This window comes from Blautia sp. 1001283B150304_161114_C9 (assembly GCF_015668165.1).
In the GTDB taxonomy this organism is placed as follows: Bacteria; Bacillota; Clostridia; order Lachnospirales; family Lachnospiraceae; genus Blautia_A; species Blautia_A wexlerae.
In genome coordinates this window covers 1-26,693 of sequence record NZ_JADPGO010000024.1, presented here as the reverse complement: position 1 = coordinate 26,693, position 26,693 = coordinate 1, and the positions used below count along the sequence as shown (strand labels likewise).

Here is a 26,693-nt window from a genome sequence, read left to right as displayed (position 1 = left end):
AAATACTATTTGTGCAAAAATGATAAAATAAGAACTACCAAAAGAAATAATTGTTGAAATTCAACAAAAGAGCGAAAAGAGAGAAAAAAGAAGACAAAATGTCAAAACCGACAAAGGAGGAAAAAAGGTTATGGGTATGAAGAAAAAGATGCTTAGTGCAACATTATGTGCGGTTATGGTTGGTTCACTTGCAGCACCGGCTTTCACTGTTCAGGCAGCAGATGACACATTAGTTTACTGGTCAATGTGGGAAGCTACAGAGCCACAGGGACAGGTGATTCAGGAAGCAGTTGACGCTTATACAGAACAGACAGGAGTTAAGGTAGACCTTCAGTTTAAGGGACGTACCGGAAACCGTGAAGCACTTCAGCCTGCACTGGACGGCGGCACACAGATTGATATTTTTGACGAAGATATCGACCGTGTAAACGGAATGTACGGTAAATATCTTCTGGATCTGGAAGACCTTGCGAAAGAGAATGACTATGAAGCAACTGCAAACGCAGGTCTGATGGCAGCATGCCGTGATGCCGGCGGCGGCACATTAAAAACAATTCCATATCAGCCAAACGTATTTGCTTTCTTCTATAACAAAGATCTGTTTGAGCAGGCAGGAATCACAGAAGAACCGAAGACATGGGATGAATTCAAAGATGTATGCCAGAAATTAAAAGATGCAGGAATCACACCAATGACTATGGATGATGCCTATGCAACATGTGTGATCGGATATCATCTTGCAAGACTGGTTGGCGAAGATAAAGTAAAAGAGATCGTAACTGAAGGTGAATGGGATGATCCTGCAGTTCTTCAGATGGCACAGGATATCGAAGAACTTGCATCTAACGGATATTATTCAGAGATGGTTGGTTCCAACGTATGGCCTGCAGGTCAGAACACAGAGCTTGCACTTGGAACAGCTGCAATGTATCTGAATGGCTCCTGGTTACCAAACGAAGTAAAAGAGATGGCAGGTCCTGACTTCCACTGGGGATGCTTTGCATATCCGGCACTTACAGACGGAGCAAACGGAATCGAAACAAACAACTTTGGTGCACAGGTATTTGGTATTAACAAAGATACAAAACTTGCAAAAGAAGCATTTGATCTGATCACATTCCTTACAAAAGGTGAATACGACCAGAAACTTGCAGATGAAACTGTAGGTATCCCGGCTGATACAACAAACACAGAATGGCCGGCAATGGTTGAGTGTGCAAAACCTGTTATTGAGCAGAGCACAAACCGTTTCACATGGGCATGCGGTGTAGAATCCAACGTAGATATGACTCCGGTTATCAAAGAAAACTTTATCAAATTAATGGCAGGTTCCATTACAGCAGATGAATTTGTTTCCACTATGCAGGACGCAGCGAAATAAATAAAGAATTTATAGAGATGGTGGCATCGTATCTACGCTGCCGCCATCTGTCTTTTTGAATATCCAGGTTTCAAAGGCAAAAAGTCGTTCGTGCTTGCACGATAAGACTTTTAGACTTGGAAACCGCCAGACATGAGGAAGTAGCGATTTACGAAGTAAATCAGCGGATTCCGAATGGCTGGAGGATTGCGGGAGCGAAGCGTAGCAATCCGTAGATGTGGTATTACTTACAGAGGAGGTATTTATTTGAAGAAGAATAAAACGATGATCGTTGTATTTCTGACTCCGGCAGTTCTGCTGTTTCTGGGAATCTTTCTGTATCCGATCATCAGAACAGTGATCATGAGCTTTTTCAAGATCGACGGAGTTACAGATTCCATGGATTTATGGAAATTTGTAGGATTTGGCAACTATACAAAGCTGATTAGTACCAGCTTATTTAAGACTTCATTTTTTAACCTGTTTCGTATCTGGCTGATCGGCGGTCTGGTGGTAATGAGCCTGTCTCTTTTATTTGCAGTTATTCTTACCAGTGGAATCAGAGGAAAGAAATTTTTCCGCGCGATCATTTATATGCCAAATATTGTCAGTGCAGTAGCACTTGCTACTATGTGGCTGCAGTATGTATACAGTCCAAGATATGGCTTGTTGAAAGATCTTTTTACAGCACTGCATCTGGACAATCTGGCAAAGATCCAGTTCCTGGATAATGACCACAAATTCTGGGCACTGTTGTTTGCATATTGTTTTGGAATGGTTGGATACCATATGCTGATCTGGCTCAGCGGTATTGAGCGTATCAGCCCTGAATATTATGAGGCGGCAACCATTGACGGAGCGACCAAACCGGCACAGTTCCGTTACATGACACTTCCATTGTTAAAGGGAGTATTTAAGACAAACATTACCATGTGGTCTGTAAGCAGTGTAGGCTTTTTTGTATGGTCACAGCTTTTCTCCACAGTAACTGCAGACACACAGACAATTACCCCTTATGTTTATATGTATATGCAGATTTTTGGCGGCGGCAATACAGTTACAGAACGAAATGCAGGTCTGGGAGCTGCCATCGGTGTACTGCTCAGTGTCTGCGTAGTCATTGTATTTACAATCTGCAACAGAGTGATCAAAGATGATGATCTGGAATTCTAAGGAGGGATGAGAAATGGCAAAAGAAAAAGAGGCACGTAGACCCTTTAATCTGAAAAAAGAAGTCAAACTCCTGCCGGGATACATCATCCTGCTGCTCTGGGTAATCTTTACCATTGCGCTTCTGGGATGGGTATTCGGGGCAAGTTTTTCAACAACAGCAGAAATCTTCCAGGGAAAAGCCCTGAAGTTTGAGTCCGGATTACATTTTGAAAATTATGCAAAAGCATGGAACGGGGCCGGAGTTGCAGGCTTCTTCGGAAATTCTCTGATCTATTCAGTAATTTCCTGCACAATACTGATTCTGGTGTGTGCACCTGCAGCTTATGTACTGTCCAGATTTGATTTTATTGCAAACAAATTTATCCAGACCAGCTTCGTATCTGCCATGGGTGTTCCGGCAATCATGGTTGTTCTTCCCCTTTTCAGCATTATTTCCGGTATGGGAATCCTGAATAATGTGGCTGCAGGAAGAACGGTATTGATCATATTGTATGTAGGAATTAATGTACCTTATACGACCATTTTTCTGCTTACATTTTTCAGCAATATTTCCAGGACCTATGAGGAAGCGGCAGCAATCGACGGATGCCCTCCCATGCGTACTTTCTGGAAAATCATGTTTCCCATGGCACAGTCAGGAATCGTAACAGTAACAATCTTTAACTTTATTAATATCTGGAACGAGTATTTCCTGTCACTGATCTTCGCAAGCTCGGATAAGCTGAAACCTGTTGCACCCGGACTTTATGGAATGATCAACTCCATGAAATATACAGGTGACTGGGCCGGAATGTTTGCAGCAGTGATCATTGTATTCCTGCCGACATTTATTCTGTATATTTTCCTGTCTGAGAAGATCATCGGTGGTGTTACCGGTGGCATTAAGGGATAATATTAGAGGACAGCAGGACAATAACAATTGTTTGCGATGTTACTGTTCACACACCACTATCCCGCGAGGTGTTTTGGCATGAATATGCCAAAATCCCGAGACATACAAGCCAAAATTCCATTGCCGCAGGCAATCTGGAATGAATTTTGGCTACGTTACTGTGAACGGAGTGAACAGTAACGTTTGCGATTGTGAAAGGTATTATGTAACACGTTTTGACCTCGAAATCATAGTATGATAAGATGAATGTAAAAAGTTACCAGGTAATCTGAGAGTAACGAAAAACATTTAAAGAAAAGAGGAAAAAAATTATGAAGAAACCAGTATTAGTAGTTATGGCAGCAGGTATGGGAAGCCGTTACGGCGGTCTGAAACAGATCGATCCGGTGGATAAAGAGGGACACATCATCATGGATTTCTCCATTTATGATGCAGTACAGGCCGGATTCCAAAAAGTAGTATTTATTATCAAAAAAGAAAATGAAGCAGACTTCAGAAGCGCCATCGGTGACCGCCTCAGCAATCAGCTGGAAGTATCATATGTTTTCCAGGATCTTCACAATATTCCGGAAGGCTATGAAGTACCGGAAGGACGTGTGAAACCATGGGGAACCGGACATGCCGTATTAAGCTGTATCAATGAAATCGACGGACCATTCGTTGTAATCAATGCAGATGACTATTATGGAAGCCATGCATTTAAGATGGCATATGATTTCCTGACAGAGAACGAAGATACCGCAGATATTTACAGATATATGATGGTCGGCTATAAACTGGAAAATACTTTGACAGAGAATGGCCATGTGGCAAGAGGTGTGTGCGTTACAGATGAAGAAGGACATCTTCTTAAGATCAACGAGCGTACCCATATCGAAAAGCATGACGGCGGCACAGCTTATACAGAAGACGATGGAAAAACATGGACTATGCTTCCGGAAGGCAGTACAGTATCCATGAATATGTGGGGATTTTCCGCAAGTATCCTAAAAGAGCTGAAAGACAGATTCCCTAAATTCCTGGATGAGAATCTGAAAGTAAACCCGCTGAAATGTGAATATTTCCTGCCATTTGTAGTAGATGAACTTCTCGGTGAGAAGAGAGCAACTGTAAAGGTTCTGAAATCTATGGATAAATGGTATGGCGTAACCTACAAAGAAGATAAACCTGTGGTAGTAGCTGCCATTCAGAATTTAAAAGATGGAGGGCTGTATCCACAGAGATTATGGGAGGAATAATTGAGTGGAAATTAACCGGGAGATAAAGAATATCACCAGTGCATTTGTTCTGGAAGATAATCTGACAGAATGTGTTCCTTATGGAAGCGGACATATCAATGATACTTACCGACTGACTTACGGTACAGGCAAACATTATATTCTTCAGAAAATGAACAGGAGTATTTTTACCAAACCCATAGAACTGATGGAGAATGTCAGCGGTGTCACTGCCTGGCTGAAGAAAAAGATTCAGGAAAACGGTGGAGATGTGGATAGAGAGACTCTGAATCTTGTGATGACAAAGGATGGACTTCCTTATTATGTAGATGAGGACGGGGAATACTGGAGAGTATATTTGTTCATTGAAGATGCCACATGCTATGACATGGTAAAAGATGAGGAAGATTTTTACCAGAGTGCAGTTGCTTTCGGACATTTCCAGAGGCTGCTTGCAGACTATCCGGCAGAAACGCTTCATGAGACCATCGTAAATTTTCATAATACGGTGGACAGGCTGGATAAGTTTAAAACTGCTGTGGAAAAAGATATATGTCACAGAGCAGCAGATGTGGAAAAAGAGATTCAGTTTGTGCTGGACCGCACAGAACTGGCACATGTCCTGTGCGATATGCAGGATCAGGGAAAGCTGCCGTTGCGTGTTACACATAATGATACCAAGCTGAATAATATTATGATCGATAATGCAACGGGAAAAGCCATCTGTGTGATTGATCTTGATACTGTAATGCCGGGACTTTCCGTAAATGATTTCGGTGATTCTATCCGCTTTGGCGCAAGTACCGGAGCAGAGGATGAGAAAGATCTGACGAAGGTGTCCTGTGATCTTCATCTGTATGAAGTTTATGTCAAAGGCTTCATTGAAGGCTGTGGCGGTGCGCTGACTGAGACAGAACTGGATATGCTTCCCATGGGAGCAATCCTTATGACCTTTGAATGTGGAATGCGTTTCCTCACAGACTATCTGGAGGGAGATCATTATTTCAAGATTCACAGAGAGGGACATAATCTGGATCGCTGCAGAACACAGTTTAAACTGGTGAAAGACATGGAAGAAAAACTTTCCCGGATGAAAGAGATTGTAAATAAGTATAAACGTTACTGTGAACGGAATGAACAGTAACGTATAAACAGGTATAAAAAAACGTACATGTCCATAAAGACTTGTGTTTATGAACTGATTCGGATAGAATTATCCTGCGGGGATATGAGAGAAATCATATTTTCGCAGGATTTTCTACAATACATGACGTGCCAGGCAACGGTATTTTACAGTTCTGAATATAGGGTGCTGTAAAATACAGAGGTAAATTTTGCAGATGTGAAACAGGATATCGCAGAATTTTATAGATTACACTCAGAATTATCAAGGATATTTCTGATACTGTGAACTAATATAGGTATTGTTGAAAGAGAAAAAAACAGAAATTGCAAAAAACAGGTATTGTAGCAGGAAGACAGGTTAGGAGGAATTATTATGGCAATTTTAGTTACAGGTGGAGCAGGCTATATTGGAAGCCATACAGTTGTAGAATTGCAGAACGCAGGATATGATGTTGTAGTTCTGGATAACTTAAGCAATGCAAGTGAGAAATCTCTGGAAAGAGTTTCCAAGATCACAGGCAAACCAGTGAAATTCTACAAAGCAGACATCCTGGACCGCGATGCTTTAAATGAAATTTTTGATAAAGAAGATATTGATTCCTGTATTCATTTCGCAGGTCTGAAAGCAGTTGGAGAATCCGTTGCCAAACCCTGGGAATATTACGAAAATAACATTGCAGGAACCTTAACACTGGTAGATGTCATGAGAAAACATAATGTAAAGAACATTATCTTCTCCTCATCTGCAACTGTATACGGAGACCCGGCAATTATCCCGATCACAGAAGAGTGCCCGAAAGGACAGTGCACAAATCCATATGGATGGACAAAATCCATGCTTGAGCAGATCCTGACAGACATTCAGAAAGCAGATCCGGAATGGAACGTAGTTCTTCTCCGTTACTTTAACCCGATCGGTGCTCACAAGAGCGGAACTATCGGAGAGAATCCAAACGGAATCCCGAACAACCTGATGCCATATATCACACAGGTTGCAGTAGGTAAACTGAAAGAACTTGGGGTATTCGGAAATGATTATGATACTCCGGACGGAACTGGTGTGAGAGATTACATTCACGTAGTTGACCTTGCAAAAGGACATGTAAAAGCTCTTAAGAAAATCGAAGATAATTCCGGATTAAGTATCTACAACCTTGGTACAGGAAAAGGCTACAGTGTTCTTGATATTGTGAAGAATTTTGAAGCTGCTACAGGTGTTAAAATTCCATATGTGATCAAGCCACGTCGTCCAGGCGATATCGCAACCTGCTATTCCGATGCTTCCAAAGCAGAGAGAGAACTGGGATGGAAAGCCGAAAACGGTATTAAAGAAATGTGTGCAGACTCCTGGAGATGGCAGTCCAATAACCCGAATGGTTATGAAGAATAATTAATTAAATCAACTGAATGCAGGTGCATTTAGCAACTTACCTGCGGAAAATCAATATCCCCCACACATGGAAGGAATGTTCATGCGTGGGGGATGTTGTTAAATTATAATCCTAGTTCTCTTTTCAGATTTTCAGCAGAGATGGATGGTTGATAATCAGGCTCGCCAGCTTCATATCGGCGTAGTGCTTCCAATTCTTCTGGGTCTGGTTCTATTTCTTCAACGTCGGACAAAATAAATGATGCCTGAATTAAGTTCCAGACTTTTTCAGCCTTTTTAGAATATGTGATTTGAAACAAAGAAATGCTCCTTTTCCGGGGTTTCCGGGATATTTAGAATTTTTATCTTTGGTAGAAGCAGATATGTTTCGGCTTGTTTTTAATATAGCATATAAAAATATTGGAAGCAACTTTAATGTAGGATTGGCGATGTGGTTTTTTTCGGCTATAATAGATAAAAGAAAGGAGAGGACGCATATGAAAGTAGCAGCAATTCAGATGCCCACAGTAAAAGATAAAATACAAAATATCCGTACTGCCGGCACTTATATAGAAAAAATAAAGGCGGAAAATCCGGACTTTGTAATTCTTCCGGAGATGTTCTGCTGTCCGTATCAGACCGAAAATTTTCCAGTTTATGCAGAAAAAGAAGGTGGTCCATCCTGGCAGGCAATGTCTGATTATGCCAGAAAGTATCATATTTATCTGATCGCAGGTTCCATGCCGGAAGCAGATGATGTGGGAAAGGTTTACAACACTTCTTATATTTTTGACAGAGATGGAAAACAGATTGGTAAGCACAGAAAAGCTCATCTCTTTGATATCAATGTAAAAAATGGCCAGTACTTTAAAGAATCAGATACTCTGACTTCGGGAGATCATGCCACAGTATTTGATACTGAATTTGGAAAAATGGGTGTCATGATCTGCTACGATATCCGCTTCCCGGAGTTTGCCCGCACAATGGCACTGGACGGTGCAAGGATGATTTTCGTCCCTGCAGCATTTAATATGACCACAGGTCCGGCACACTGGGAACTGACTTTTCGTGCAAGAGCCCTTGACAATCAGATCTACATGCTTGGATGTGCTCCTGCCAGAGATACACAGGCAGGATATATTTCCTGGGGACATTCTATTGTAACAGATCCATGGGGTCAGGTTATGAAACAGTTGGATGAGAAAGAAGGCATCTTAATAGAAGAAATGGACCTGGATCAAGAAGATCAGATCAGAGAACAGCTTCCATTATTAAAACACCGCAAATCTGAAATGTACCATTTATAGGAGAACACATTTTTTTCGCAGACTGACCATAGATCAAACATATTTATCAGATATAGTAATACTAAAATGACAGAAACAACAAAGAGAACAACAAAAGTATGGGCACACAGGGGTGCCAGCGGATACAGACCGGAGAACACTCTGGAAGCATTTGAACTTGCCATCAGACAGGGCGCAGACGGAATCGAACTGGATGTACATACTTCCGCAGACGGCGAACTCATCGTTATGCACGACGAAAACGTAGACCGCGTCACAGACGGAACCGGACTGATCAAAGATATGACACTGGCTCAATTGAAAGAATTAAAAGTCAGTACACCCGCAGAACCATCAGGAATTTATCACATTCCAACTCTGGCAGAAGTACTGGAGCTCATGCGCACCACAGATATGATGGTAAACATCGAACTAAAGAACAGCATTTGCTTCTATCCGGGAATGGAAGGGAAAATCCTGAAACTGGTAAAAGAAATGAACATGGAAGACCAGCTGATCTATTCCTCCTTTAACCATTACAGCCTGTTACAGTTAAAACAGCTGAATGACCATGTACAGACCGGAATCCTTTTCAGTGACGGATGGGTAAATCCAGCCATGTACGCCAAAAATCTCGGAATCAACGCCGTACACCCTGCAGTTTATCACCTGAAATACCCACAGTTCATAGAAGAAGTCAAACGTGCCGGACTGAAAATGCACGTATGGACTGCCAACAAACCAGAACACATCCAGCTGGTAAAAGACGCAGGTGCAGAAGCAGTCATTACCAATTATCCGGACAGAGCGATTGAGATTATAGAGAAATAAAAAATTCCTGCCTGTTCATATGAAACTGTCATATGTTCAGGCAGGATTCTTTCTTGTATCATTATATAGATATTGTGGATTTTCAGAGTTTTCTGCTGCTATTTGAAAACCATTTCAGAAATTATTTCTGCAGTTTCTTAGCATGCTCAGATTTCGGCTCGCAGGTAAGTTCAACACCCAGCTTACGGAATTCCAGGATATCCACCTGAGACAGAAGTACGGAAGTATGAACCTGGCAGCCTTTTAATTTCGGAATCTGCTGCAGGGCAAGCTTGGCATCTTCATTATCTGCGGCACTGATGGAAAGTGCGATCAGAGTCTCATCAGAGTGAAGTCTTGGGTTTTTGCTTCCGAGATATTCTGTTTTGAGTGCCTGGATCGGTCTTAATGCTTCCGGAGAGATAACATGTTTGTCATGATCGATTCCTGCCAGTTCTTTCAGTGCATTCAGAAGCAGTGCTGAAGATGCACCAAGAAGTTCAGAGGTCTTACCTGTAACAATACGTCCGTCAGGAAGTTCCATGGCAGCAGCAGGTGCACCTGTTTCTTCTTCACGTTTCAGCGCAGCAGGAACCACCTTGCGTTCTTCGATGGTCACATGAGCCTGTTTCAGCAGAAGCTCAATCTTATAAACTTCTTCTTCGCGGCCTGTTCCGCGAACCAGAGCTTCCATGCTCTTATAATATCTGCGGATGATCTCCTGACGTGCAGCTTCCTTGCAGACTTCATCATCAACGATGCAGTTACCGGCCATATTAACGCCCATATCTGTGGGAGATTTGTAAGGGCACTCGCCCATGATCTTTTCAAACATAGCCTGAAGAACAGGGAAAACTTCAACGTCACGGTTGTAGTTAATAGTAGTCTCACCATATGCTTCCAGATGGAACGGGTCGATCATGTTCACATCATTTAAGTCAGCAGTAGCTGCTTCATATGCCAGATTTACCGGATGCTTCAGCGGGATATTCCAGATTGGGAAAGTTTCAAATTTGGCATATCCTGCCTTGACACCGCGCTTGTATTCATGGTAAAGCTGAGAAAGGCAGGTGGCCATTTTTCCGCTTCCGGGTCCTGGAGCAGTGATGACAACCAGTGGTCTTGTTGTTTCGATATAATCGTTCTTGCCATATCCCTCATCACTTACAATAAAGGAAGTATTATTCGGATAACCCGGGATCAGATAAAGCACGTATACTTTGATTCCAAGCTTCTCCAGACGTTTCTTAAACGCATCTGCGCTTTCCTGTCCGGAATACTGGGTGATGCAGACACTTCCTACATAAAGTCCGCGCTCGGTAAATACTTCCATAAGGCGGAGTACATCTTCATCATAAGTGATACCAAGGTCACTTCTGACTTTATTTTTATCAATATCAGCGGCGCTGATTACAATAACGATCTCTGCCTGATCAGAAAGCTGCATCAGCATACGCAGTTTGCTGTCCGGCTCAAATCCCGGAAGAACTCTGGAAGCATGGTAGTCATCAAAAAGCTTGCCGCCAAATTCCAGATAAAGTTTGTTTCCAAACTGGTTGATACGTTCCCGAATATGTTCGGACTGCATTTTCAGATACTTGTCGTTGTCAAATCCTATCTTCATTTGTTCATTTCCTTTCCTCATCACATTTTTAGTACTGCTCATTTAGAATATCCCGGGACATACAGCGCAAATTTATGCGGTCAGCATAAATTCTGTGTATTGCGGAGCGCATTACCGGGAACGAAGTGAGCAGTAATCAGTTTGTCAATAGTATACTACAAAAAGAACGGTTTGTAACAGAGAAATTTAGAAAAATATAAATAAATTTTGTTGCTGCAGAAAAAGCACAGATTCTGTTTTCAGCAACAGAAATCCAGATATAACGTAAATTTCACAATCTCGCGGTTGATTTATAGAATAATTCTCTTTATAATAAGAACGATAACGTTTAGGAGGAATGAAATGGATAATCATATGGATAACAATCCGAATGGCAATCGTCCTGATAATAATAAAGGTCCGGGCAGACAGGACCCGAACAAGAATCATCAGTCGATACTGGCCTTTCTGGTATGCCTCCTGGTAACTCTGGTATGTTTCGCCATGTTTACCAATATGCTCAAGGATAATTCGAGTGAGATCACTTATGATAAATTTATTGAGATGGTAGATGATGGAGATGTGAAAGAGGTTACGCTTCAGTCAAATACACTGACGATCACGCCGAAACATCAGTCATCAGGATTTTCAGAAGAAGTTTATTATGCCAATCAGATGGAGTCAGTAGATAAGCTGACGGAGAGACTTGAGGGAACAGGAATCAAGTTTGAGTATAAGAAGCCGGATGCAGCAGGGGAAATTATTTCTATGCTGGTCAGTGTGCTTCTGCCAACGATTCTGCTCTTTGTACTTCTGACGGTATTTATGCGCCGCATGAATAAGGGCGGCGGAATGATGGGCGTTGGAAAGAGCCGCGCCAAAGCCTACATTCAGAAAGATACAGGAATTACTTTCAGGGATGTGGCAGGGCAGGATGAGGCCAAGGAATCACTGCAGGAGGTGGTGGATTTCCTGCATAATCCCGGCAAATATACCACCATCGGAGCGAAGCTGCCGAAAGGAGCTTTGCTTGTAGGACCTCCGGGAACCGGTAAAACACTTCTGGCAAAGGCAGTAGCAGGAGAGGCACATGTGCCGTTTTTCTCTCTGTCAGGTTCTGAGTTTGTGGAGATGTTTGTAGGTGTGGGTGCATCACGTGTCCGCGATCTCTTTGAGGAAGCAAAGAAGAATGCACCATGTATCATTTTTATTGATGAGATTGATGCAATCGGAAAGAGCCGAGATTCTCATTATGGCGGCGGCAATGATGAGCGCGAGCAGACCCTGAACCAGCTTCTTGCGGAAATGGACGGATTTGACACTTCAAAGGGACTTCTGATCCTGGCTGCTACCAACCGTCCGGAGGTTCTTGATCCGGCACTTCTTCGTCCGGGACGTTTTGACAGACGTGTCATTGTGGACAGACCGGATCTGAAGGGAAGAATCGAGATCCTGAAGGTTCATGCAAGAAATGTACATCTGGATGAGACTGTTGATTTTGAAAACATTGCACTTGCAACTTCCGGGGCAGTGGGTTCGGATCTGGCTAATATGATCAACGAGGCTGCTATCCTTGCTGTTAAGAGTGGACGCAGCGCAGTATCCCAGAAAGATCTTCTCGAAGCTGTTGAAGTAGTTCTGGTAGGTAAAGAGAAGAAGGACAGGATCCTCAGTGCACAGGAGCGCAGGATCGTATCCTATCATGAGGTAGGACATGCACTGGTAAGCGCCCTGCAGAAAGATGCAGAGCCTGTACAGAAGATTACTATTGTGCCGAGAACAATGGGGGCACTTGGTTATGTAATGCAGGTACCCGAGGAGGAGAAATATCTCAATACAAAGAAGGAACTGGAAGCAATGCTTGTGGGATATCTTGGCGGACGTGCAGCAGAGGAACTGGTATTTGATACTGTCACAACCGGGGCAGCCAATGATATTGAGCAGGCTACCAAAGTGGCAAGAGCCATGATTACACAATATGGTATGTCTGATAAATTCGGACTTATGGGTCTGGCTACACAGGAGAGTCAGTATCTCAGCGGAAGAGCAGTGTTAAACTGCGGCGATGACACTGCCACAGAGGTTGACCATGAGGTGATGATACTTCTGCATAATTCCTATGAAGAAGCAAAGAGACTGATCGGCAGTCACAGAGAAGCACTTGATAAGATTGCTGCTTATCTGATCCGCAGGGAAACCATTACAGGTAAGGAATTTATGAAGATTTTCCATGCGGTAGAGCGTGGAATCGAGATTCCGGAAAATCTGGATGATCTGGTAATTCCGGAGGAAAAACAGAATACAGTAACGCTGGATAAGCCAGAGATTCAGTGATACAATAACAGAGTCGGAAATGAAATAATTTCCGGCTCTGTTTTCGTATCACAGGAAATTACGCTGTAATATCTCATGGATACGAAAAGCGTTCAGGGCAGGATTTTTTGTATAGAGGAGAGTTTATGTTTCAGATAGAAGAAGAACTGAAAAAACTTCCGGGTAAGCCGGGGGTTTATATTATGCATGGGGAGAAGGACGAGATCATCTATGTTGGAAAAGCCGTCAGCCTGAAAAACAGGGTGCGTCAATATTTCCAGAGCAGCAGAAATAAGGGCGCAAAGATTGAACAGATGGTTACCCATATCACCAGATTTGAGTATATTATCACAGATTCGGAACTGGAAGCCCTTGTGCTGGAGTGTAATCTGATCAAGGAGCACAGACCGAAATATAATACCATGCTCAAAGATGATAAGAGTTATCCGTTTATCAAAGTCACAGTAAATGAGGAATATCCCAGAGTTCTTTTTGCCAGAAGAATGAAGAAAGACAAGGCGAAATATTTCGGACCATATACAAGTGCCGGGGCTGTAAAAGATGTGATCGAGCTTGTGCGAAAACTTTATAAGGTGCGATCCTGTAATCGGGTACTGCCAAGAGATTGTGGGAAGGACCGTCCATGTCTGTACTATCACATGAAACAATGCAGTGCGCCATGCCAGGGCTATGTGAGTTCAGAAGAATATAAGAAAAATATCGCAGAACTGTTGAAATTTCTCAATGGAGACTTTAAGGATACGATTGATATGCTTACCGACAAAATGATGGCAGCTTCCGAAGAAATGCGTTTCGAGGATGCCATGGAATACCGGGATCTGATCCGCAGTATCCAGAAGATCGGAGAACGTCAGAAAATTACAGGTTACGGAGAGGAAGATAAGGATATCATCGCAGTTGCCATGGATGAAAGCCTTGATCTGCGGGAGCAGGATGCTGTTGTACAGGTATTCTTTGTCCGGGGAGGTAAACTGATCGGGCGGGAGCATTTCTATCTGCGTGTGGCGCGTGGCGATACAAAGGCTCAGGTATTATCCAGCTTTATGAAGCAATTTTATGCCGGAACTCCGTTTATCCCACGTGAGATCATGCTGCAAAAAGAAATCGAAGATGCCAAGATCATAGAGGAATGGCTTACAGATCGAAGAAAGCAGCGAGTCTATATCAGGGTACCGAAGAAAGGTACGAAAGAGAAGCTGGTAGAGCTGGCAGAAGAGAATGCAAAGATGGTTCTGGATAAAGACAGAGAGCGTATCAAACGTGAAGAAGGAAGAACCATCGGAGCAGTTCATGAAGTGGAAGAGTGGCTTGGACTGTCGGGAATCAGGCGTATGGAGGCTTATGATATCTCCAATATCAGTGGTTTTGAATCTGTAGGTTCCATGGTTGTCTATGAGAAAGGAAAGCCAAAGCGCAGTGATTACCGCAAATTTAAAATAAAGTGGGTTCAGGGACCGAACGATTATGCAAGCATGGAAGAAGTACTTACCAGACGATTTACTCATGAGGGAAAAGATGAGTTTGACAGCTTTTCTATTATGCCGGATTTGATCCTGATGGATGGTGGAAGAGGACAGGTGAATATTGCGTTAAAAGTCCTGGAAATTCTGGGAATAGAGATTCCTGTCTGTGGTATGGTCAAGGATGACCATCACAGAACCAGAGGACTGTATTACAATAATCTTGAAATTCCCATTGATACAGACAGTGAAGGCTTCCGCCTGATCACCAGAATCCAGGATGAGGCGCACCGTTTTGCCATTGAATTTCACCGATCTCTGAGAAGTAAAGAACAGGTGCATTCCCTGTTGGATGATATCCCTGGTATCGGTGAAACCAGGCGGAAAGCATTGATGCGGAAATTTAAATCCATTGAGAATATCAGAGATGCATCATTGGAAGAACTTGCGGAGACAGAAAGCATGAATGCAGGAAGTGCACAGAAAGTCTATGAATTTTTTCATGGAGATGGTGAGAAAAAAATATAAAATATGTAAAAATATTCCCGGGTTCTTCTACATATTACCCAAAGACTCTCGCTTTTTGTAATTGAAGTTGTATATAGTGATGTGATATAATAAAAAAGACGTGAAATTTACTATGAAAGTTTCGGACGACAGCTATAAATGAGTTATGTCTGTATGAACAGGTTTTGAGATAGCGGACAGACCGGGCTTTCAGATTTTGAACTGAAAAGGAGAAATAAATGAAGGGTGTACAGTTGACAAAATTAGTTCAGGAACTGGGACTTCACAACCTGACTCCTGAAATTGATCTGTCTGAGATTGTAATCAAGACAGCGGAGATCAACAGACCGGCATTGCAGCTGACAGGATATCTGGAGCATTTTGCAAATGAACGGGTACAGATCATCGGATATGTAGAGTATACTTATCTGATGCAGCTCAGTGATGAGGAACGGAAATTTAAATATGAAAGATTTATTTCCAGCAAGATTCCCTGTGTAATTTTCAGTACAATGACAAGACCATCACAGGATATGATCGATCTGGCAGTTAAATATAATGTTCCGACTTTCGTGACAGAACGTACAACTTCCAGTTTTATGGCTGAGATTATCCGCTGGCTGGGTGTACAGCTGGCACCATGTATTTCCATCCATGGTGTGCTTGTGGATGTATATGGTGAAGGTGTCCTGATCACAGGTGAGAGCGGAATTGGCAAGAGTGAGGCTGCGCTGGAACTGATCAAACGAGGACATCGTCTTGTCAGTGATGATGTTGTAGAACTTCGTAAAGTCAGTGATGTGACGCTGGTGGGTTCGGCACCGGATATCACAAGACATTTCATTGAACTTCGTGGTATTGGTATTATCGATGTCAAAACTCTGTTTGGTGTTGAGAGCGTTAAGGATACACAGTCTGTGGATCTGGTTATCAAACTGGAAGAGTGGGACAGAGACAAAGAATATGACCGTCTCGGCCTGCATGAGGAATATACAGAGTATCTTGGAAATAAGATTGTATGCCATTCTCTGCCTATCCGTCCGGGACGTAATCTGGCTATTATCGTTGAATCTGCGGCAGTTAACCACAGACAGAAGAAGATGGGATACAATGCAGCGGAAGAGCTGTACAAACGTGTTCAGGCAAACCTTGCAAAGAAACGTGAAGAAAAATAATTTAAAGTAATTTGGAGGATATCAGATATTATGGGAAAGTATTGTTTTGGAATTGACGTTGGTGGTACATCTGTAAAATGTGGACTCTTTCAGACAGACGGAGTCTTAGTTGAGAAATGGGAAATTCCTACACGTAAGGAGAACAGTGGAGAAGCAATCCTGCCGGATATTGCAAAGACAATCCTTGACAAGATCGCAGAGCGTAAGCTGGATAAAGAAGAAATCGACGGTGTGGGAATCGGGGTACCGGGACCTGTTAATGAGAGAGGGGAAGTGCCATGTGCGGTAAACCTTTTCTGGGGCTTTAAAGAAGTTACTAAGGAACTGACAGAACTGACAGGACTTCCGTCCAAAGCAGGAAACGATGCCAATGTAGCAGCACTTGGCGAAGCATGGAAAGGCGCAGCAGCAGGAGCTAAGAACGTTATTCTTGTAACTCTTGGAACAGGTGTCGGCGGTGGAATCATCGTTGATGGAAAGATTGTTGGCGGTGCTCATGGTGCAGGTGGAGAAATCGGTCATGCAGCAGTTGACCATGAAGAAAAGGAAGCCTGCAACTGTGGTAACTGTGGATGTCTGGAGCAGTATGCGTCTGCAACAGGTATCGTTCGCGTGGCACAGAGAACTCTGGCTGCTACAGATGAGCAGACTGTCCTTCGCAAATTTACAAAACTTTCAGCAAAGAATGTTCTGGATGCTTTTAAAGAGGGCGACAAAGTAGCCTGCGATATTATGGCACAGGTAGGAGAAATGCTTGGCGGAACACTTGCCATGTTTGCATGTGTGACAGATCCGGAAGCCATCGTTATCGGCGGTGGTGTTTCCAAAGCCGGACAGCCATTGATCGACTGTATTCAGAAATACTATGAGAAATATGCTTTTACAGCATGCAAGAAAACACCGATCATTCTTGCAACTCTCGGAAATGATGCAGGTATTTACGGATCTGCGCGTATGGTTATTAAAGAAGTATAATATCTGAGAATCAATTTTGAAAATATATAAAAAATCCACAGTCCTGAGTTGACAGGACTGTGGATTTTTTGCAGTACAGGAACATCATTCGGAGGTGCTCCTGTACCGGTATTTTTGCATTAATAATAGTCGACCTGATAAGAGGAATCATCTTCGTTACCGTTACCGTTGTCATCGCTTCCGCCGGTATTATCAGTACCATCGTCACCGCTGTTACCGTTGTCATCAGTATTGTTACTGTCACCACTGTTGTCGGTATCTCCATTATCAGAGTTTTCGCTGTTATCAGTGTCAGTGGTGTTATCAGTCTGATCAGAGGAATCTGTATCATAATTATAGTCATAATCATAATCATCACTGTCATAGAAATGCTGGTCACAGTATTCAGTAGGCATGGTACCTACGTCAAAGTATTCAGTGATCACCGGGCAGCCGGCTCTTGGAAGAAGTCCGGTTTCCTCGCAGACACTTAATTTCTCTACACTCGCAGGCTTCTCGAATTCTTTGGAAGAAAGTCCCTCATGGATACGAGTCATAACTTTTTTCCATAAAGCTTTGTGGAAGTTACGCGCATAATCAGGTAATTTCTCATTGTTGTCATAACCGGACCATACTGCGCATGTATAATATGGTGTATAACCCACAAACCACAAGTCGTTATAGGCTTCGGTTGTACCTGTTTTTCCGGCAACAGGCATATTGTCAAGCTGGCAGGCTGTACCTGTACCCTGTTTTACAACATCCTCCATTGCACTGGTGAGAAGAAAAGCAGTACTTTCTTTGATTACGGAACGTTCGGCAGCAGTATTCTCGATCAGGACGTTTCCGTTGTGATCCAGAATTTTTGTGTAATAAATTGGCTTGATATAATTTCCGTTATTTGCGATGGCTGCATAGGATGCACACAGTTCAACATTTGTGACACCGCGGGTGATGCCGCCAAGCGCAGTGGCAAGGTTTGCATCGCTCCATACATTACCATTGGCATCTTTGTCAGCCTCTGTTCCATGAGCAAGGGTTGTAAAACCAAAGTTGTCCAGATATTTCAATCCAAGCTCAGGAGTTACTTTTTCCAGACACTTGACGGCTACAACGTTAATGGAATTCTGGATTGCAGTACGGATCGTGGTTGTTCCGTTGTAAGAACGGGTTGCGTTGTTTACAGGGGAACCATCCGGATATTCATAAGGTTCGTCTTCAAATGTTGTTGCAAGAGTCATGCCTTTTTCATTTAAAGCAGGTGCATAAGTGGACACAATCTTAAAGGTAGAACCAGGCTGTCTGGTAGTGTCCGTTGCCCGGTTCAGTGTAAGACTTGCCGTTTTCTCTCCACGACCACCGATCAGAGCTTTTACATAGCCGGTATGCTGGTCGATCACACTCATGGAAGACTGTGGCTGAGGTGCGAAATTGACACGCTCTGCAAGAACTTTACTTCCGTTGGCGAGTATGCTTGCCTTATATTTGTCTACATAAGTCTGTCCATCTTCCGGGGAATCGAACAGAAGATCGAAATCGGGATCCTCATTCTGAAAATAAAGCTGCAACATTTCCTTACTGTAGTTTACCTGATTTCCATTAGGATCGGTAACCGTCAGGGCATAGTCAAGTTCATACTGGACAGTGTCCGGATAATTGGAAGGATCTGCATATTCCTCATCCAGGATATTCTGGATCTTGGAATCCTGTGTTGTATATACTTTAAGTCCGCCGCTGTAGAGAAGATTGGTTGCCTGTTTTTTGGTGTAACCTTTGATATTCATCAGGTCGTTGATGATCTGATCTGTCAGTTCATCTTCAAAATATGTGTAAACAGTATTCTCAGTGCTGGAGTTCTTTTCCTGAGCGGCCTGGATACGGGAATAAACATCATCTGCAAGAGCTTCATCATACTGATCCTGAGTAATATAGTTCTGATCCAGCATATGCTGGAGAACTTCCTTGCGTCTCTTCCTGTTGCTGTCAGGATTGATAATCGGGTTAAATTTCGTCGGGTTCTGTGTGATACCTGCCAGAGTTGCACATTCAGAAAGATTCAGATCCCATACATCCTTGTCAAAATACTGTCGTGCGGCAGCCTGTACACCGTAGGAACCGGCACCCAGGTTAATTGTGTTCAGGTAATTCTCAAGAATGGTGTCTTTATCAGTTTTTTTCTCAACCTGGACAGCAAGGTACTGTTCCTGGATTTTTCGCGTAAATCTTTCCAGCTGAGTAGATTCACTGGTCCAGTTGGTAAATACGTTATTCTTAAGAAGCTGCTGTGTGATCGTACTGGCACCTTCTGAGAAATCTCCGGTAGTGAGAGCTTTCATTCCGGCACGAAGAATACCTTTTACGTCAATACCGTTATGTTCATAGAAACGTTCATCCTCAATTGCGACAACTGCATGCTGCAGATCAACAGGTATCTGATCGAGAGTGACAGGCAGTCGGTTGGAATCCGGAGCAGCCAGTTTACGGATCTGATTCCCTGCATCATCGTAGAGAAAGGTTGCATAGCCCAGTGGCATAATATCAATATCATCAACATCAGGAGCAGTATCAATTACACCCCTGAATGACCCCACACCCAGACAGGTTACTGCGATGCAGAGTGCTATCAGTGATACGAACAGGACTCTGATGAAAGAAACTCTGGCGCGCTTTCCCATCATGGAAGAACGGGAGATCAGTGCCGTCCGTTTCTTTGCAGTCGACTTTTTACCGTAGTTCATGTTAAACCTCCTTTATAATCCGTTCTATTATATCAAATAAGAATAAGTAAATAAAGCAGAAAAATAAAAATTCACAATTGCTTTTGGATCTTTTTTAATGGTTATTGTGTTTTTTTACAGGATTAGTATACACTGTGCTGGCACATTTTTGTAATTCATGGTACACTGAGTCAATAAGAGAACGGAAAGAGGAGTATGAGACATGCTTGAGAAATATAAGACAGTTTACGAGGGCGGGGAAGGCGAGATCGTGGAAAAGAAATCCAGATTTATTGCTACAGTGCGTCCTGTACAGACCGAAGAGGAGGCACTGGCCTTTATAGAGGAAATGAAGAAGAAATATTGGGATGCCAGACATAACTGCTATGTATATTCGGTGGGAAAGAACAGGGAATATACCAGATGCAGTGACGATGGTGAGCCGTCAGGCACTGCGGGAAGACCAATGCTGGATGTAATCCTGGGGGAAGATATTTATAATGTGGCAGCAGTAGTTACCAGATATTTTGGAGGGATACTTCTTGGAACAGGAGGTCTTGTCAGAGCATATTCCAGGAGTCTGCAGGAAGGTCTTGCCGCCAGCACAGTGATTGAGAAAACCTACGGAATTTCTATGGAAGTAGTTACGGATTATACCGGGATAGGCAAGATCCAGTATATTGCCGGAGAACAGAAATTACCGATCCTTGATTCTGAATACACTGACAGGGTAGTTCTGCATTTGCTGGTTCCGGCGGATCAGATTGCATTTGTAGAAAAAGCAATCACCGAGGGAACAAATGGAAAAGCGAAGATGAAGAAAGAGAAAGATCTTTACTATTCAGTGATTGACGGTGAAGTGAAAGTATTTACGGACTGATAAAATATGCCCCATGCAGCCTGAAAACTGCATGGGGCATAAACAGTCAGCGAATCAGCATTTCTCCGGTTCCGGATAATCAACACCGAAAGTTTCTACTGTCATGGATTTGATTTTCTGCTCGTCAAGCGGACGGTCGCTGTAATCGGTATCTTCTTCTGCAATACGGTTTACAACATCCATTCCTTCAGTGATCTTGCCGAATGCAGCATAAGCACCGTCAAGATGCGGAGCATCTTTGTGCATGATAAAGAACTGGCTTCCTGCTGAGTTTGGATGCATGGCGCGTGCCATGGAAAGAACACCTGCAGTATGTTTCAGATCATTTTTAAATCTGTTCTGAGTGAATTCACCCTTAATGCTGTATCCCGGACCGCCCATACCTGTTCCGTCCGGGCATCCTCCCTGGATCATGAAACCGTTGATCACACGATGGAAAATAAGTCCGTCATAGAAGCCTTTTTTTACAAGACTGATAAAGTTATTAACTGTATTCGGTGCAATCTCAGGATATAATTCTGCTTTCATCACATCGCCATTATCCATGGTAATTGTAACTATCGGATTTGCCATAGTTTCAAGTCTCCTTTTCAAAAAGTATTGTATTTCGCTGTTCGCTCTATTATAATATGCAAAGAACAATTCTGCAAGAAAAAGGTGGAAAAGATGATTATAGAGACAAAAACACCACAGGAAACATTTGAGGTGGGAAAGAAGATCGGAGAGAATGCGAAACCGGGTCAGATTTATACTCTGACAGGTGATCTTGGAGTTGGAAAAACCGTATTTACCCAGGGGGTTGCGGCAGGGCTTGGAATCACAGAGCCTATCTGCAGCCCGACATTCACGATCATTCAGGAATACGAAAGCGGACGTCTTCCTTTATATCATTTTGATGTTTACCGTATCGGTGACATTGAGGAAATGGAAGAAATCGGATATGACGATTATTTTTTCGGACAGGGAATCTGTCTGATCGAATGGGCTGATCTGATCGAAGAAATCCTTCCGGAAAAGCTGATCAAAGTAACCATAGAGAAAGATCTGGAGAAAGGCTTTGATTATAGAAGGATTACAGTGATTGGTCTGGAGAACAGTTAGGAGGTAGAAATGAAAATTTTAGCTTTGGACAGCTCAGGAATTGTTGCATCTGTAGCAGTTGTGGAAGATGATACATTACTGGCTGAGTATACTGTAAATTATAAGAAAACACATTCTCAGACTTTGCTTCCGATGTTAGATGAGATTGTGAAGATGACGGAACTGGAACTGGAATCCGTAGATGCTATTGCAGTGGCAGCGGGACCGGGATCCTTTACAGGACTCCGTATCGGCTCGGCAACAGCCAAAGGCCTGGGACTTGCCCTGAAGAAACCATTGGTAGCAGTACCGACAGTAGATGCACTGGCATATAATCTTTATGATGCACAGGGATTGATCTGTCCGATCATGGATGCCAGAAGAAAGCAGGTATATACAGGAATTTACAGATTTGAAGAGCATCAGCTTATGACTTTGAAAGAACAGTGGGCAGCACCGATCGAGGAACTGCTGGAAGAACTGAATCAGAGAGGAGAGATGGTTACATTTTTGGGAGACGGTGTACCTGTATTTCGTGAACTGATCGCAGAGAAACTGCAGGTTCCGTATTCTTTTGCACCGGCTCATGTAAATAAACAGAGAGCAGCGGCAGTGGCAGCTCTTGGCAGTATTTATTATAAAGAAGGACGCACAGAGACTGCTATGGAACATATCCCGGAATATCTCCGCGTTTCCCAGGCAGAGCGTGAGCGTGCAGAGAGAGAAAAAGAGCAGAAACCGGCAGGTACAAAAATATGATCCTGCGGGAAATGCTTGTGGATGACCTGGATCAGGTAATGGAGATTGAGCAGGATCTTTTTCATGTGCCATGGACAAAAGAAGGTTTTTTTACTTTTCTGACCAGGGATGATGCCATGTTTCTGGTGGTGGAAGAGAAAGAAAAGATTCTGGGTTACTGCGGTCTTCTTATGGTTCTGGATGAGGGAGATATTACCAATGTGGCTGTGCGCAGGGACAGACAAAAAGAAGGAATTGGCGCTTTTCTGATGCAGAGCCTGATCCGCCTTGCAGCAGAGAGGGAGGTTACGACAATCCATCTGGAAGTACGTGTGGGAAATGAGACTGCAATCCGTCTCTATGAACGTATGGGATTTACCGGAGATGGAATACGTAAGGCATATTACAGTGATCCTGTGGAGGATGCGCTGCTTATGACCAGACATCCCGAATGAAAAAGAAATGAAAGCAGAAAAAATCAGCAGCCGGACCATACACCTTTTAAGGGAATTGCCGGAAGCTGGAAAATAGAGGGAATATATGTTAGATGTATGTTTAGTTGGAACCGGTGGAATGATGCCTCTGCCGCGCAGATGGTTGACTGCGCTTATGACAAGATATAACGGGAGCAGTCTGCTCATTGACTGTGGTGAAGGTACTCAGGTAGCAATTAAGGAGAAGGGATGGAGCTTTAAACCTATTGATGTGATTTGTTTTACTCATTATCATGGAGATCATATCAGCGGGCTTCCGGGACTTCTTCTTACTATGGGAAATGCAGACCGCACAGAACCATTGACTCTGGTAGGTCCCAAAGGTCTGGAGAGAGTAGTCAATGCACTTCGCGTCATTGCACCGGAGCTTCCGTTTGAAATTAAATTTATTGAGATTACACAGCCGGAGCAGGTCATTGAATTAAATGGCTATCGTATTACGGCTTTTAAAGTGAACCACAATGTACTCTGTTATGGCTATACCCTTGAGATTCTCCGCCAGGGAAAATTCTCGGCTGAGAGAGCGAAAGAGCAGGATATTCCACTGAAATACTGGAATCCGCTCCAGAAAGGGCAGACCATCGAAGCAGACGGTATTACCTATACACCGGAGATGGTACTTGGACCTGCGAGAAAAGGAATCAGGCTTACTTATACAACAGATACCAGACCAACAGAATCTATCCTGCGAAATGCAAAGGAATCGGATCTGTTTATCTGTGAAGGAATGTACGGAGAAGATGACAAAGCAGACAAAGCACGCGGATACAAGCATATGACTTTCCGTGAGGCGGCGGTTTTGGCCCGTGATGCCCGGGTAAAGGAGATGTGGCTGACACATTACAGTCCGTCTCTGGTCAGACCGGATGAGTTTATGGATAAAGTTCGTGAAATTTTTCCAAATGCATATCCGGGAAAAGACGGAAAGAGTCTGGAATTGAATTTTGAGGAATAATATGTCACTGAAACTGATTATGTACAAGTAGTAAAACGGATGACTTATCCGTCGGATATATGAGGAACAGAAAATGAAAGATACATTAATTCTTGCAATTGAGAGTTCCTGTGATGAGACTGCAGCTTCTGTTGTCAAAAACGGAAGAACTATTCTGTCAAATGTGATCTCTTCACAGATCGCTCTTCATACTTTATACGGTGGGGTAGTTCCGGAAATTGCTTCCCGTAAACATATTGAAAAGATTAACCAGGTAATTGAACAGGCACTGGCAGATGCAGATGTAACTCTTGATGATCTGGATGCAATTGGTGTCACTTATGGTCCGGGACTTGTAGGTGCACTTCTTGTGGGCGTTGCTGAGGCGAAGGCAATTGCTTATGCAAAGAAGCTTCCACTGGTAGGGGTCCACCATATTGAGGGCCATGTGTCAGCAAATTATATTGAACATCCGGATCTTGAACCTCCATTTTTATGTCTGATCGTGTCAGGAGGACATACACACCTTGTGATCGTTAAGGATTATGGAGAATTTGAAATCCTGGGACGTACCCGTGATGATGCTGCAGGCGAAGCTTTTGACAAAGTTGCAAGAGCTATCGGACTGGGATATCCGGGAGGACCAAAGGTAGACAAGCTCTCTAAAGAGGGAAATCCCAATGCAATTGAGTTTCCAAAAGCTAAAATTGGAGATTGTCCGTACGATTTCAGCTTCAGTGGTGTAAAATCAGCAGTGTTGAATTATATTAATCATGCGCAGATGACCGGAGAAGAGATAAACAGAGCAGATCTGGCAGCATCTTTCCAGAAAGCGGTAGTTGATGTGCTGGTGGAGCATACAATGCTTGCAGCCAAAGATTATGGGATGACTAAGATTGCAATTGCAGGCGGAGTGGCTTCGAATGGAACGTTAAGAGCGGCAATGGAAGAAGCATGTAAGAAAAATAATTACAGTTTTTATCGGCCGTCACCGATCTTCTGTACAGACAATGCAGCAATGATCGGAGTAGCTGCTTATTATGAATATATTAAAGGTACACGTCATGGCTGGGATCTGAATGCTGTGCCGAATCTTAAACTGGGAGAGCGTTGAGATGTCAGAAAGAAATACGGCCATTGTTCTGGCGGCAGGGCAGGGAAAAAGAATGCACAGTAAAGTACAGAAGCAGTTTCTGGAGATACAGGGATACCCGGTTCTGTATTATTCCCTGCGCTGTTTTCAGGAAAGTCCGCTGATTCAGGATATTATTCTTGTGACAGGAGAGGAATCTATCTCCTACTGTAAAGAAGAAATCGTGCAAAAATATGGATTTACAAAGGTATCGGCAGTAATCCCGGGAGGAAAAGAACGCTATGATTCTGTCTATGCAGGTCTTTGTGAATGCAGAGACTGTGAATATGTATTGATCCATGACGGTGCAAGACCTTTTGTGACAGAAGAAATTCTTAAACGTGGTCTGCAGAAAGTGAAGGAAACAGGTGCATGTGTGATTGGTATGCCTTCTAAAGATACAGTCAAACTTTCTGATGAAGAGGGATATGTAAAAGAAACTCCAAACAGAAAGTGTGTGTGGACAATTCAGACCCCGCAGATTTTTTCGTATTCACTGATACGTGAGGCTCATGACAGCATTCGTCAGAAAGATATGAGCAAAATTACAGATGATGCCATGGTAGTAGAGCAGGAGACAGGGGCAAAGGTTGCTCTGGCAGAGGGATCTTATCAGAATATTAAGATCACAACACCGGAGGATCTTGATATCGCGGAATCATTTTTGAAACATTAAAGAATGTTTTGTGATTGAAAAGTGCCGTATTTTAGCGGGTTTTATGGGAAATCTGGGAAGATAAAAATAAAAATTGAAAAAAATGTAAAAAAGTTGTTGACAGATGCGGGTATTGATGCTAGAATATCACTTGCGTCGGCGGTGAGAACACAACGAACGCAGTCAACAACATATGGAGAGATATCGAAGTGGTCATAACGAGGCGGTCTTGAAAACCGTTTGTCCGCAAGGGCGCGTGGGTTCGAATCCCACTCTCTCCGCTTGCCAAGTCACTTAAAAAGTTTTGAAAAAAGTACTTGACAAACAAATACAAAGTGCGATATAATGCACAAGGTTCTTCGGTGAAAACGAAGAGAACTAAATAAAGACACGAGAGTGTGAAGAAAGTCGTTTCTGTGAAACGGCGAATCTAGGGCAATTTGGAGAAGTACCCAAGCTGGCCGAAGGGGCTCCCCTGGAAAGGGAGTAGGTCGTTAATAGCGGCGCGAGGGTTCAAATCCCTCCTTCTCCGTTCTTTCTTGGGAAAAGAAAGTAAAAAAAGTTCTTGACAAAGCGAAAAGGTTATGATAAACTTGAAAAGCTGTTGAAAAGAACAAATGTTGAAAAAGTTTGAAAAGACTTATTAAAAAAGTTCTTGACAAACAGAAGACAACATGTTAAAATAGCAAAGCTGTCGCAAGACAGACAACCTTGATAACTAAACAGTGAAACACATACGATTCTCGAAAATTCTTTACATTTTTAAGAACGGTTTGAAAAACCAAAAACAGTAAAACG

At 43.0% G+C, this 26,693-nt stretch carries 23 protein-coding genes and 2 tRNA genes; 21 read left to right on the top strand and 4 right to left on the bottom strand.

Annotated elements, in window-relative coordinates:
• Positions 1–136: 136 nt before the first annotated feature.
• The 6 genes from I4V44_RS12440 (at position 137) to galE (ending at position 7,157) form a co-directional block, all read left to right on the top strand.
• Complete coding sequence (locus I4V44_RS12440) at positions 137–1,381, top strand: ABC transporter substrate-binding protein (RefSeq protein ID WP_025580678.1); 1,245 nt, start codon at positions 137–139, stop codon at positions 1,379–1,381.
• Between the two features lie 246 nt (positions 1,382–1,627).
• A complete protein-coding gene (locus I4V44_RS12435) occupies positions 1,628–2,533 on the top strand; it encodes a carbohydrate ABC transporter permease (protein WP_196002795.1) in 906 nt (301 codons plus the stop codon).
• Positions 2,534–2,546: 13 nt separating this feature from the next.
• The gene (locus I4V44_RS12430) at positions 2,547–3,425 is read left to right on the top strand and encodes a carbohydrate ABC transporter permease (protein WP_019160841.1); all 879 of its coding nucleotides are present in this window, start codon (positions 2,547–2,549) and stop codon (positions 3,423–3,425) included.
• 311 nt (positions 3,426–3,736) lie between these two features.
• The gene (locus I4V44_RS12425; protein ID WP_161280917.1) at positions 3,737–4,663 is read left to right on the top strand and encodes a sugar phosphate nucleotidyltransferase; all 927 of its coding nucleotides are present in this window, start codon (positions 3,737–3,739) and stop codon (positions 4,661–4,663) included.
• A gap of 4 nt (positions 4,664–4,667) precedes the next feature.
• The gene (locus I4V44_RS12420; protein ID WP_196002794.1) at positions 4,668–5,786 is read left to right on the top strand and encodes a phosphotransferase enzyme family protein; all 1,119 of its coding nucleotides are present in this window, start codon (positions 4,668–4,670) and stop codon (positions 5,784–5,786) included.
• Positions 5,787–6,140: 354 nt separating this feature from the next.
• Entirely contained in the window at positions 6,141–7,157 is a 1,017-nt protein-coding gene (gene galE, locus I4V44_RS12415; RefSeq protein WP_022380560.1) for a UDP-glucose 4-epimerase GalE, read from the top strand.
• Positions 7,158–7,261: 104 nt separating this feature from the next.
• Here galE and I4V44_RS12410 read toward each other — a convergent pair whose 3' ends face one another.
• Positions 7,262–7,456, bottom strand: coding sequence for a hypothetical protein (locus tag I4V44_RS12410; RefSeq protein WP_118575296.1), 195 nt, complete (start codon positions 7,454–7,456; stop codon positions 7,262–7,264).
• Between the two features lie 177 nt (positions 7,457–7,633).
• On the opposite strand from I4V44_RS12410, the gene I4V44_RS12405 reads away from it, so the two are divergent.
• Both I4V44_RS12405 and I4V44_RS12400 read left to right on the top strand, forming a co-directional pair.
• Positions 7,634–8,443, top strand: coding sequence for a carbon-nitrogen hydrolase family protein (locus I4V44_RS12405; RefSeq protein ID WP_196002793.1), 810 nt, complete (start codon positions 7,634–7,636; stop codon positions 8,441–8,443).
• Between the two features lie 66 nt (positions 8,444–8,509).
• Positions 8,510–9,253, top strand: a complete 744-nt coding sequence (locus tag I4V44_RS12400) for a glycerophosphodiester phosphodiesterase (protein ID WP_025580173.1) — start codon at positions 8,510–8,512, stop codon at positions 9,251–9,253.
• Positions 9,254–9,374: 121 nt separating this feature from the next.
• On the opposite strand, the gene I4V44_RS12395 is transcribed toward I4V44_RS12400, so the two are convergent.
• Entirely contained in the window at positions 9,375–10,856 is a 1,482-nt protein-coding gene (locus I4V44_RS12395; protein WP_196002792.1) for a DUF1846 domain-containing protein, read from the bottom strand.
• Between the two features lie 342 nt (positions 10,857–11,198).
• Here I4V44_RS12395 and ftsH point away from each other — a divergent pair, with 342 nt between their 5' ends.
• From ftsH to I4V44_RS12375, 4 genes are all read left to right on the top strand, one after another.
• A complete protein-coding gene (gene ftsH / locus I4V44_RS12390) occupies positions 11,199–13,169 on the top strand; it encodes an ATP-dependent zinc metalloprotease FtsH (RefSeq protein WP_128867880.1) in 1,971 nt (656 codons plus the stop codon).
• Between the two features lie 125 nt (positions 13,170–13,294).
• Positions 13,295–15,157, top strand: coding sequence for an excinuclease ABC subunit UvrC (uvrC, locus tag I4V44_RS12385; protein WP_196002791.1), 1,863 nt, complete (start codon positions 13,295–13,297; stop codon positions 15,155–15,157).
• Positions 15,158–15,375: 218 nt separating this feature from the next.
• Complete coding sequence (gene hprK / locus I4V44_RS12380; protein ID WP_008705888.1) at positions 15,376–16,311, top strand: HPr(Ser) kinase/phosphatase; 936 nt, start codon at positions 15,376–15,378, stop codon at positions 16,309–16,311.
• Between the two features lie 30 nt (positions 16,312–16,341).
• Entirely contained in the window at positions 16,342–17,286 is a 945-nt protein-coding gene (locus tag I4V44_RS12375; protein ID WP_118759472.1) for an ROK family glucokinase, read from the top strand.
• Between the two features lie 119 nt (positions 17,287–17,405).
• On the opposite strand, the gene I4V44_RS12370 is transcribed toward I4V44_RS12375, so the two are convergent.
• On the bottom strand, positions 17,406–20,003 hold the full coding sequence (locus I4V44_RS12370; RefSeq protein ID WP_118759473.1) for a transglycosylase domain-containing protein: 2,598 nt from the start codon (positions 20,001–20,003) through the stop codon (positions 17,406–17,408).
• A 202-nt stretch (positions 20,004–20,205) separates the two neighbouring features.
• Here I4V44_RS12370 and I4V44_RS12365 point away from each other — a divergent pair, with 202 nt between their 5' ends.
• Positions 20,206–20,862, top strand: coding sequence for a YigZ family protein (locus I4V44_RS12365; protein WP_196002790.1), 657 nt, complete (start codon positions 20,206–20,208; stop codon positions 20,860–20,862).
• 54 nt (positions 20,863–20,916) lie between these two features.
• On the opposite strand, the gene I4V44_RS12360 is transcribed toward I4V44_RS12365, so the two are convergent.
• On the bottom strand, positions 20,917–21,435 hold the full coding sequence (locus I4V44_RS12360) for a peptidylprolyl isomerase (RefSeq protein WP_020993454.1): 519 nt from the start codon (positions 21,433–21,435) through the stop codon (positions 20,917–20,919).
• Between the two features lie 93 nt (positions 21,436–21,528).
• Here I4V44_RS12360 and tsaE point away from each other — a divergent pair, with 93 nt between their 5' ends.
• The 8 genes from tsaE to I4V44_RS12320 all read left to right on the top strand — a co-directional run bounded on the left by tsaE (position 21,529) and on the right by I4V44_RS12320 (position 26,427).
• Positions 21,529–21,963: a tRNA (adenosine(37)-N6)-threonylcarbamoyltransferase complex ATPase subunit type 1 TsaE gene (tsaE, locus tag I4V44_RS12355; protein ID WP_196002789.1), complete on the top strand. Its 435-nt coding sequence runs from the start codon at positions 21,529–21,531 to the stop codon at positions 21,961–21,963.
• Between the two features lie 9 nt (positions 21,964–21,972).
• Positions 21,973–22,701: a tRNA (adenosine(37)-N6)-threonylcarbamoyltransferase complex dimerization subunit type 1 TsaB gene (tsaB, locus tag I4V44_RS12350; RefSeq protein WP_008705879.1), complete on the top strand. Its 729-nt coding sequence runs from the start codon at positions 21,973–21,975 to the stop codon at positions 22,699–22,701.
• Positions 22,698–23,135 carry a ribosomal protein S18-alanine N-acetyltransferase gene (rimI, locus tag I4V44_RS12345; protein WP_008705878.1) on the top strand — a complete coding sequence of 146 codons (438 nt, stop codon included), beginning with the start codon at positions 22,698–22,700 and terminating at the stop codon, positions 23,133–23,135. Before tsaB ends, rimI begins: the two co-directional genes overlap by 4 nt.
• An 85-nt stretch (positions 23,136–23,220) precedes the next feature.
• On the top strand, positions 23,221–24,129 hold the full coding sequence (locus I4V44_RS12340; RefSeq protein WP_008705877.1) for a ribonuclease Z: 909 nt from the start codon (positions 23,221–23,223) through the stop codon (positions 24,127–24,129).
• Positions 24,130–24,202: 73 nt separating this feature from the next.
• Positions 24,203–25,222, top strand: coding sequence for a tRNA (adenosine(37)-N6)-threonylcarbamoyltransferase complex transferase subunit TsaD (tsaD, locus tag I4V44_RS12335; RefSeq protein ID WP_008705876.1), 1,020 nt, complete (start codon positions 24,203–24,205; stop codon positions 25,220–25,222).
• 1 nt (position 25,223) lies between these two features.
• Entirely contained in the window at positions 25,224–25,916 is a 693-nt protein-coding gene (gene ispD / locus I4V44_RS12330; RefSeq protein ID WP_196002788.1) for a 2-C-methyl-D-erythritol 4-phosphate cytidylyltransferase, read from the top strand.
• A 174-nt stretch (positions 25,917–26,090) separates the two neighbouring features.
• Positions 26,091–26,176, top strand: a tRNA-Ser gene (locus I4V44_RS12325).
• 161 nt (positions 26,177–26,337) lie between these two features.
• Positions 26,338–26,427 (top strand) — tRNA-Ser (locus tag I4V44_RS12320).
• The last annotated feature ends 266 nt before the right edge of the window (positions 26,428–26,693 follow it).